We start from the raw sequence: 8,838 nt of genomic DNA on the forward strand, positions 1-8,838 counted from the left end.
ATGGCCCAACAATCACCCTATTCAGCAGCGATGGCAGAACAGCGTCACCAGGAGTGGTTACGTTTTGTCGACCTGCTTAAGAATGCCTACCAAAACGATCTCCATTTACCGTTGTTAAACCTGATGCTGACGCCAGATGAGCGCGAAGCGTTGGGGACTCGCGTGCGTATTGTCGAAGAGCTGTTGCGTGGCGAAATGAGTCAGCGTGAGTTAAAAAATGAACTCGGCGCGGGCATCGCGACGATTACGCGTGGATCTAACAGCCTGAAAGCCGCGCCCGTGGAGCTGCGTCAGTGGCTGGAAGAGGTGTTGCTGAAAAGCGATTGATTTTGTAGGCCTGATAAGACGCGGCAGCGTCGCATCAGGCATCGTGCACCGAATGTCGGATGCGGCGTGAACGCCTTATCCGTCCTACAATGCCTGATACACGGCATTGTGAAACGGACTCAGCGCCAGGATCACCGCCTGGTGATAGACGCTGGCGCGAGTGAGTTTCCCGGCGGTAAACACGCCGATCGCCCCTTCCTTACGACCAATCTCATCAATACCGGTATAACGCGACTCACGGGACCAAGCGCCTCGCCTTCACGAACTTTTTCCAGAATCACCGCAGGTAACGGCAAAGTTGCCGAACGCGCCTCGCCGCGCTGGCTGGCGTTTTCAATCACCACCCAACTGAAAGTGCTGTCGCCATCAATGCCAGCTTCAATCGCCACCCAAAAATCAGCCTCTGGAAGTAAACGGCGGGCATTTGCTACCCGATTTCGTGCGCCAGCGCGCGTTTCCTCACTGCCAAAGGGTTGTTCCGGTACACCGCTCTCGACGGCAACGGATGCAATATGGCAGGATCCTTCGCCGAAGATCTCGTGAAATGCCTGCAGAATGGCCTGAATTTTAGCGGGATTGGTGGTCGCACAGACAACTTGGTGCATAATCAGCATTACTCAGAAAATTAACGTTACAGCAGTATACGGAAAAAAAGCATGTTACAGGTATACCTAGTCCGCCACGGTGAAACGCAGTGGAACGCCGAGCGACGTATTCAGGGCCAGTCTGACAGCCCGCTGACCGCCAAAGGTGAGCAACAGGCGATGCAGGTGGCAACCCGTGCCAAAGAGCTTGGCATTACGCATATTATCAGTAGCGATTTAGGACGCACCCGGCGTACGGCGGAAATCATCGCCCAGGCCTGCGGCTGTGACATCATCTTTGATTCTCGCCTGCGTGAATTAAACATGGGTGTGCTGGAAAAAAGACATATCGATTCTCTGACCGAAGAAGAAGAGAACTGGCGTCGGCAGCTGGTCAATGGCACCGTTGACGGGCGTATTCCTGAAGGCGAGTCAATGCAGGAGCTCAGCGATCGCGTCAATGCGGCACTGGAATCTTGCCGGGACTTACCGCAGGGAAGCCGACCGCTGCTGGTGAGCCATGGTATTGCACTGGGATGTCTGGTGAGTACGATTCTCGGATTACCAGCATGGGCAGAGCGCCGCTTACGTCTGCGTAACTGTTCTATTTCGCGCGTGGATTATCAGGAAAGCCTGTGGCTGGCGTCTGGCTGGGTCGTTGAAACCGCAGGGGACATCTCGCATCTGGACGCCCCTGCATTAGATGAGCTGCAGCGTTAACGGCGGATAGGAATCAGCAGTTCACAGCGCAGATTAATTGGGCGATCTCCCGCTTTGGCGTCTTCTGCCGGGTAGTATCGCTCAATATCCTGACCTTTACGGCGCGTCAGATTGAGCATTGGCATGCACGTTCCGTATACCGTCAGGATAAACTCCTGCACGCCGGTTCCCAGACCTTCATAGGTAAACATCACATATTCGCCGCCCTGCAGCATCACCGGATGCCCCGTCAGTACATAGCCATCTGCCTGATCCTGGGCTAACGCGGTGGTATAGAATACCTCTTGTTCGTCGTCTTTATCCTGACTCGGACGCGTTTCATTCAGGCCGTAGAGCACCGGCGGAATGGTCGGCGCGTTGCCGAGAAAATCGTGCCAGAACTGATAACGCATTTCATGGCGGAAATCAGAGATTTGCTCCAGCGAACAGGAGTAGCTCTGGGTAACACCAATCAGCGGCGTATCTTCCAGGGTGACAAATTTGTGCTCTGGCATTGTGAATTCACCCAGACGTAGCGGCGGGCGAATACCAAAGGCGCTCCATTCAGGAGAACGGCGGTAAAGTGCAGGAGTCTGGGCAAACTGCTTCTTGAATGCGCGGGTAAATGTCTGTTGAGAGTCGAAGCGGTATTGCAGCGCGATGTCCAGAATCGGACGCGCAGTCAGGCGTAGTGCGACCGCCGATTTCGACAAACGACGAGCACGAATATACGCGCCAATAGCATGGCCAGTGACATCTTTAAACATTCTCTGTAAGTGCCACTTGGAATAACCTGCTTTCGCCGCTACATTGTCGAGCGACAGGGGCTGATCCAGATGACCTTCCAGCCAGATTAAAAGGTCGCGAATAATGCCGGCCTGATCCATAAAATATCCTCATCCTTTCAACAACGAGCACCTGACATCAGGTAATTGGATAATAGCATTTTTTGCTGTTTTAGCATTCAGTGTTTTTTTCTTAGTAGAGTATGTTTTAGGGCTTGACGGAAATAAAAGAATTGAGATTTTGTTCTTAATCAATATGTTATTTACCGTGACGAACTAATTGCTCGTGTAATAGATAAAAATGGTAACAATATGAAATACAAGCATTTGATCCTGTCTTTAAGCCTGATAATGCTGGGGCCATTGGCTCATGCAGAAGAGATTGGTTCGGTCGACACCGTATTTAAAATGATCGGCCCGGATCACAAAATTGTTGTGGAAGCCTTTGACGATCCCGATGTGAAAAATGTCACCTGTTATGTGAGCCGGGCGAAAACCGGTGGTATTAAAGGGGGATTGGGCCTGGCAGAAGATACCTCCGATGCGGCCATTTCTTGTCAGCAAGTCGGGCCGATTGAACTGTCGGATCGTATTAAAAACGGCAAAGCTCAGGGCGAGGTAGTATTCAAAAAACGCACGTCCCTGGTCTTTAAGTCGTTACAGGTCGTGCGCTTTTATGACGCCAAACGCAACGCGCTCGCTTATCTGGCTTACTCCGACAAAGTTGTAGAAGGTTCGCCGAAAAACGCGATTAGCGCGGTTCCTGTCATGCCGTGGCGGCAATAACAGAGGCGATTTATGCAACGGGAAACGGTCTGGTTAGTGGAAGATGAGCAAGGGATAGCCGACACGCTGGTCTACATGTTGCAGCAGGAAGGTTTTGCCGTCGAGGTCTTTGAGCGAGGTTTGCCGGTGCTGGATAAAGCTCGCCAGCAGGTTCCCGACGTCATGATTCTCGACGTTGGTTTGCCTGATATCAGTGGCTTTGAATTGTGCCGCCAGTTACTGGCGCTCCATCCGGCGTTACCTGTACTGTTCCTGACGGCCCGAAGTGAAGAGGTCGATCGCCTGCTTGGGCTGGAAATTGGCGCTGACGACTATGTGGCTAAACCGTTTTCACCCCGCGAAGTGTGCGCCAGGGTGCGCACCTTACTGCGTCGGGTGAAGAAGTTCTCGACGCCGTCTCCCGTCATCCGTATTGGTCATTTTGAATTGAATGAACCCGCGGCGCAGATCAGCTGGTTTGACACGCCATTAACGCTGACGCGGTATGAGTTTTTATTGCTGAAGACGTTACTCAAGTCGCCAGGCCGCGTCTGGTCCCGCCAGCAACTAATGGATAGCGTGTGGGAAGATGCGCAGGACACCTACGATCGCACCGTCGATATCCACATTAAAACGCTGCGTGCCAAGCTGCGCGCCATCAACCCCGATCTTTCACCGATTAATACTCATCGCGGCATGGGATATAGCCTGAGGGGCTTGTAATGCGTATCGGCATGCGGTTGCTGCTGGGCTATTTTTTACTGGTGGCGGTGGCGGCCTGGTTCGTACTGGCTATTTTTGTCAAAGAAGTTAAACCGGGCGTGCGAAGAGCAACGGAGGGGACGTTGATCGACACGGCAACGTTACTTGCGGAGCTGGCGCGTCCCGATTTGCTCTCTGGGGACCCAACGCATGGGCAACTGGCGCAGGCGTTTAATCAGCTACAACATCGCCCGTTTCGCGCCAATATTGGTGGCATTAACAAAGTGCGCAATGAATATCATGTCTATATGACCGATGCGCATGGCAAAGTATTGTTCGATTCGGCAAATAAAGCCGTTGGACAGGATTATTCGCGCTGGAATGACGTCTGGCTAACGTTGCGTGGTCAGTATGGTGCGCGCAGCACGTTGCAAAATCCTGCCGATCCCGAAAGTTCGGTGATGTATGTTGCCGCGCCGATTATGGGCGGCTCGCGGCTTATTGGCGTTTTGAGCGTAGGCAAACCGAACGCGGCGATGGCTCCGGTCATTAAACGCAGCGAGCGGCGAATTTTATGGGCCAGCGCCATTTTGTTGGGGATTGCACTGGTGATTGGCGCAGGCATGGTTTGGTGGATCAACCGCTCCATTGCCCGGCTCACTCGCTATGCTGATTCCGTCACTGACAATAAGCCCGTTCCTCTTCCCGATCTCGGTAGTAGCGAGCTGCGTAAACTCGCGCAGGCGCTGGAAAGTATGCGCGTGAAGCTGGAAGGGAAAAACTATATTGAGCAGTATGTTTATGCGTTAACCCATGAGCTAAAAAGCCCACTGGCGGCGATTCGTGGCGCGGCGGAAATTTTACGCGAAGGTCCGCCGCCTGAAGTAGTGGCTCGTTTTACTGACAACATTCTGACACAAAATGCGCGAATGCAGGCGCTGGTGGAAACGTTACTACGCCAGGCAAGACTGGAGAATCGTCAGGAAGTCGTTCTGACTGCTGTTGATGTGGCGGCATTATTTCGCCGCGTCAGCGAAGCGCGCACCGTGCAGTTGGCAGAAAAAAACATCACTTTGCATGTTATGCCCACCGAGGTTAATGTTGCTGCTGAACCGGCGTTACTGGATCAGGCGCTGGGGAATTTACTGGATAACGCCATCGATTTTACTCCCGAGAGCGGTTGCATAACGCTAAGCGCCGAAGTGGATCAGGAACACGTCACGCTTAAGGTGCTGGATACCGGTAGTGGTATTCCTGACTACGCGCTGTCACGTATTTTTGAACGCTTTTACTCTTTGCCGCGTGCAAATGGGCAAAAAAGCAGCGGTCTGGGGTTGGCGTTCGTCAGTGAGGTCGCCCGTTTGTTTAACGGCGAAGTCACGCTGCGCAACGTGCAGGAAGGTGGCGTGCTGGCCTCGCTACGACTTCACCGTCACTTCACATAGCTTCAAATTCTTCCCACATAGCCTTCGTATCCTGCTGCCATTGCAAAGGAGAAGACTATGTTGAAATCCCCCCTGTTCTGGAAAATGACCACCTTGTTTGGTGCAGTATTGCTGTTGTTGATTCCGATAATGCTGATTCGGCAAGTGATTGTCGAACGTGCCGATTACCGTAGCGATGTGGAAGATGCGATTCGCCAAAGTACCAGCGGGCCGCAAAAACTCGTTGGGCCGCTTATCGCTATTCCTGTGACCGAGCTTTATACGGTGCAGGAAGAGGATAAAACCGTGGAGCGGAAACGAAGTTTTATCCATTTTTGGTTACCTGAGTCATTGATGGTTGATGGCAATCAGAACGTGGAAGAACGCAAGATAGGGATTTATACCGGTCAGGTCTGGCACAGTGATTTAACGCTAAAAGCCGATTTCGATGTTTCGCGTCTTAGCGAGCTCAACGCGCCAAATATCATCTTAGGCAAGCCCTTTATTGTGATTAGCGTCGGGGATGCGCGTGGTATTGGTGTGGTGAAAGCGCCTGAAGTTAACGGAACGGCACTGACCATTGAACCCGGTACCGGGTTAGAGCAAGGCGGGCAGGGCGTGCATATCCCTTTACCCGAAGGGGACTGGCGGAAGCAGAACCTGCAGCTGAATATGGCACTGAATTTAAGCGGTACCGGCGATCTTTCTGTGGTGCCTGCCGGGCGTAATAGCGAAATGACCTTAACCAGCAACTGGCCGCATCCCAGTTTTTTAGGTGATTTTCTACCAGCCAAACGGGAAGCTAGCGAGTCAGGTTTTCAGGCGCAATGGCAAAGCAGCTGGTTTGCTAATAATCTCGGTGAGCGTTTTGCTTCAGGCAATGATACCGGCTGGGAAAACTTCCCCGCGTTTAGCGTCGCAGTGACGACGCCAGCCGATCAATACCAATTAACGGACCGGGCGACTAAGTACGCCATTCTGCTGATTGCACTGACTTTTATGGCGTTCTTTGTTTTTGAAACGCTCACCGCGCAACGTTTACACCCAATGCAATATTTGCTGGTGGGGCTTTCATTGGTGATGTTTTATTTGCTCTTGCTGGCGCTTTCTGAACATATCGGTTTTACCGTGGCATGGATAATCGCCAGTCTGATTGGGGCGTTAATGAACGGTATTTATTTGCAGGCGGTATTGAAAGGCTGGCGCAATAGCATGTTGTTTACCCTCGCGCTGTTGTTGCTGGATGGAGTGATGTGGGGACTGCTCAACTCTGCCGATAGCGCGCTGTTGTTGGGAACCAGTGTGCTGGTGGTGGCGCTGGCCGGCATGATGTTTGTGACTCGTAATATAGACTGGTATGCGTTTTCACTGCCGAAAATGAAAGCCAGTAAAGAAGTTACAACGGACGATGAATTACGTATCTGGAAATAAGGTTGAAAAATAAAAACGGCGCTAAAAAGCGCCGTTTTTTTGACGGTGGTAAAGCCGATTAATCTTCCAGATCACCGCAGAAGCGATAACCTTCACCGTGAATGGTGGCGATGATTTCCGGCGTATCCGGCGTAGATTCGAAATGTTTACGAATACGGCGGATCGTCACGTCTACAGTACGGTCGTGCGGTTTCAGCTCACGGCCGGTCATTTTCTTCAGCAGTTCAGCACGAGACTGAATTTTGCCTGGGTTTTCACAGAAGTGAAGCATGGCGCGGAACTCGCTGCGCGGCAGCTTGTACTGCTCGCCATCAGGGCCGATCAACGAACGGCTGTTGATGTCCAGTTCCCAACCATTGAACTTGTAGCTTTCAACGCTACGACGTTCTTCGCTGACAGTACCCAGATTCATGGTACGGGACAGCAGGTTGCGTGCACGAATCGTCAGTTCACGCGGGTTGAACGGTTTGGTGATGTAGTCATCTGCACCGATTTCGAGGCCGAGAATTTTATCGACTTCGTTGTCACGGCCAGTCAGGAACATCAACGCAACATTCGCCTGCTCGCGCAGTTCACGCGCTAACAGAAGACCGTTCTTACCCGGCAGATTGATATCCATGATCACCAGGTTGATGTCATATTCAGAGAGGATCTGATGCATTTCCGCGCCATCTGTCGCTTCGAAAACATCATAGCCTTCCGCTTCGAAAATACTTTTCAACGTGTTGCGTGTTACCAACTCGTCTTCAACGATAAGAATGTGCGGGGTCTGCATGTTTGCTACCTAAATTGCCAACTAAATCGAAACAGGAAGTACAAAAGTCCCTGACCTGCCTGATGCATGCTGCAAATTAACATGATCGGCGTAACATGACTAAAGTACGTAATTGCGTTCTTGATGCACTTTCCATCAACGTCAACAACATCATTAGCTTGGTCGTGGGTACTTTCCCTCAGGACCCGACAGTGTCAAAAACGGCTGTCATCCTAACCATTTTAACAGCAACATAACAGGCTAAGAGGGGCCGGACACCCAATAAAACTACGCTTCGTTGACATATATCAAGTTCAATTGTAGCACGTTAACAGTTTGATGAAATCATCGTATCTAAATGCTAGCTTTCGTCACATTATTTTAATAATCCAACTAGTTGCATCATACAACTAATAAACGTGGTGAATCCAATTGTCGAGATTTATTTTTTATAAAATTATCCTAAGTAAACAGAAGGATATGTAGCATTTTTTAACAATTAAACCGTTAGTGCAGTCAGAAAATAGTTTAGCCTTTTTTAAGCTAAGTAAAGGGCTTTTTCTGCGGCTTACGTTAAGAATTTGTAAATTCGCACCGCGTAATAAGTTGACAGTGATCACCCTGTTCGCGGTTATTTGGTCAAGAAGAGTGGCAATATGCGTATAACGATTATCCTGGTCGCACCCGCCAGAGCAGAAAATATTGGGGCAGCGGCGCGGGCAATGAAAACGATGGGTTTTAGCGAACTGCGGATTGTCGATAGTCAGGCACACCTGGAGCCAGCCACCCGCTGGGTCGCACATGGATCTGGTGATATTATTGATAATATTAAAGTTTTCCCGACACTGGCTGAATCGTTACACGATGTCGATTTCACTGTCGCCACCACTGCGCGTAGTCGGGCGAAATATCATTACTACGCCACGCCAGTAGAACTGGTGCCGCTGTTAGAGGAAAAATCTTCATGGATGAGCCATGCCGCGCTGGTGTTTGGTCGCGAAGATTCCGGGCTGACTAACGAAGAGTTAGCGTTGGCTGACGTGCTTACTGGTGTGCCGATGGTGGCGGATTATCCTTCGCTCAATCTGGGGCAGGCGGTGATGGTCTATTGCTATCAATTAGCAACATTAATACAACAACCGGCGAAAAGTGACACAACGGCAGACCAACATCAACTGCAAGCTTTACGCGAACGAGTCATGGCATTGCTGACGACTCTGGCAGTGGCAGATGACATAAAACTGGTCGACTGGTTACAGCAACGCCTGGGGCTTTTAGAGCAACGAGACACGGCAATGTTGCACCGTTTGCTGCATGATATTGAAAAAAATATCACCAAATAAAAAACGCCTTAGTAAGTATTTTTC

The 8,838-nt window shown here is 50.8% G+C and carries 9 protein-coding genes, 1 pseudogene and 1 other annotated feature; of the genes and pseudogenes, 7 read left to right on the forward strand and 3 right to left on the reverse strand.

The genetic code is table 11. The features are described from left to right. Positions 1–327: a Trp operon repressor gene (gene trpR / locus SF4425; protein NP_710132.1), complete on the forward strand. Its 327-nt coding sequence runs from the start codon at positions 1–3 to the stop codon at positions 325–327. 96 nt (positions 328–423) lie between these two features. Further along, positions 424–941: a sequence feature (Similar to Escherichia coli K12 conserved hypothetical protein gi: 1790855 (174 aa). BLAST with identity of 95% in 172 aa. This CDS ontains frameshift. The sequence has been checked and is believed to be correct.), on the reverse strand. Here the strand turns inward: trpR and yjjX are convergent. Next, a pseudogene (yjjX, locus tag SF4426) lies at positions 424–941 on the reverse strand. (Overlaps the previous feature by 518 nt.) Before the next feature lie 42 nt (positions 942–983). On the opposite strand from yjjX, the gene gpmB reads away from it, so the two are divergent. Next, positions 984–1,631, forward strand: a complete 648-nt coding sequence (gpmB, locus tag SF4427; RefSeq protein ID NP_710133.1) for a phosphoglycerate mutase — start codon at positions 984–986, stop codon at positions 1,629–1,631. On the opposite strand, the gene rob is transcribed toward gpmB, so the two are convergent. Beyond that, positions 1,628–2,497, reverse strand: coding sequence for a right oriC-binding transcriptional activator (gene rob, locus SF4428; RefSeq protein ID NP_710134.1), 870 nt, complete (start codon positions 2,495–2,497; stop codon positions 1,628–1,630). The two genes, gpmB and rob, sit on opposite strands and share 4 nt — an antisense overlap. 210 nt (positions 2,498–2,707) lie before the next feature. On the opposite strand from rob, the gene creA reads away from it, so the two are divergent. The 4 genes from creA to creD are packed head-to-tail and all read left to right on the forward strand — an operon-like array spanning position 2,708 to position 6,717. Continuing rightward, positions 2,708–3,181, forward strand: a complete 474-nt coding sequence (gene creA, locus SF4429) for a hypothetical protein (RefSeq protein NP_710135.1) — start codon at positions 2,708–2,710, stop codon at positions 3,179–3,181. Positions 3,182–3,193: 12 nt separating this feature from the next. Beyond that, positions 3,194–3,883, forward strand: coding sequence for a DNA-binding response regulator CreB (gene creB / locus SF4430; RefSeq protein ID NP_710136.1), 690 nt, complete (start codon positions 3,194–3,196; stop codon positions 3,881–3,883). Beyond that, on the forward strand, positions 3,883–5,307 hold the full coding sequence (creC, locus tag SF4431; protein ID NP_710137.1) for a sensory histidine kinase CreC: 1,425 nt from the start codon (positions 3,883–3,885) through the stop codon (positions 5,305–5,307). The genes creB and creC overlap by 1 nt, the downstream gene beginning before the upstream one ends. A 57-nt stretch (positions 5,308–5,364) precedes the next feature. Beyond that, complete coding sequence (gene creD, locus SF4432) at positions 5,365–6,717, forward strand: hypothetical protein (protein NP_710138.1); 1,353 nt, start codon at positions 5,365–5,367, stop codon at positions 6,715–6,717. A gap of 58 nt (positions 6,718–6,775) precedes the next feature. On the opposite strand, the gene arcA is transcribed toward creD, so the two are convergent. Further along, positions 6,776–7,492, reverse strand: coding sequence for a two-component response regulator (gene arcA / locus SF4433; protein NP_710139.2), 717 nt, complete (start codon positions 7,490–7,492; stop codon positions 6,776–6,778). A gap of 635 nt (positions 7,493–8,127) precedes the next feature. Here arcA and lasT point away from each other — a divergent pair. Continuing rightward, complete coding sequence (gene lasT / locus SF4434) at positions 8,128–8,814, forward strand: RNA methyltransferase (RefSeq protein ID NP_710140.2); 687 nt, start codon at positions 8,128–8,130, stop codon at positions 8,812–8,814. Positions 8,815–8,838 lie beyond the last annotated feature (24 nt).

The sequence above is a fragment of the Shigella flexneri 2a str. 301 genome (genome assembly GCF_000006925.2).
Lineage (GTDB): Bacteria > Pseudomonadota > Gammaproteobacteria > Enterobacterales > Enterobacteriaceae > ECMA0423.

Bases quoted from the DNA above. Each gene is read 5' to 3' on its own strand.
- creC (NP_710137.1), top strand. From the start codon at position 3,883: ATGCGTATCGGCATGCGGTTGCTGCTGGGCTATTTTTTACTGGTGGCG.
- lasT (NP_710140.2), top strand. From the start codon at position 8,128: ATGCGTATAACGATTATCCTGGTCGCACCCGCCAGAGCAGAAAATATT.
- gpmB (NP_710133.1), top strand. From the start codon at position 984: ATGTTACAGGTATACCTAGTCCGCCACGGTGAAACGCAGTGGAACGCC.
- trpR (NP_710132.1), top strand. From the start codon at position 1: ATGGCCCAACAATCACCCTATTCAGCAGCGATGGCAGAACAGCGTCAC.
- creD (NP_710138.1), top strand. From the start codon at position 5,365: ATGTTGAAATCCCCCCTGTTCTGGAAAATGACCACCTTGTTTGGTGCA.
- creB (NP_710136.1), top strand. From the start codon at position 3,194: ATGCAACGGGAAACGGTCTGGTTAGTGGAAGATGAGCAAGGGATAGCC.
- arcA (NP_710139.2), bottom strand. From the start codon at position 7,492: ATGCAGACCCCGCACATTCTTATCGTTGAAGACGAGTTGGTAACACGC.
- creA (NP_710135.1), top strand. From the start codon at position 2,708: ATGAAATACAAGCATTTGATCCTGTCTTTAAGCCTGATAATGCTGGGG.
- rob (NP_710134.1), bottom strand. From the start codon at position 2,497: ATGGATCAGGCCGGCATTATTCGCGACCTTTTAATCTGGCTGGAAGGT.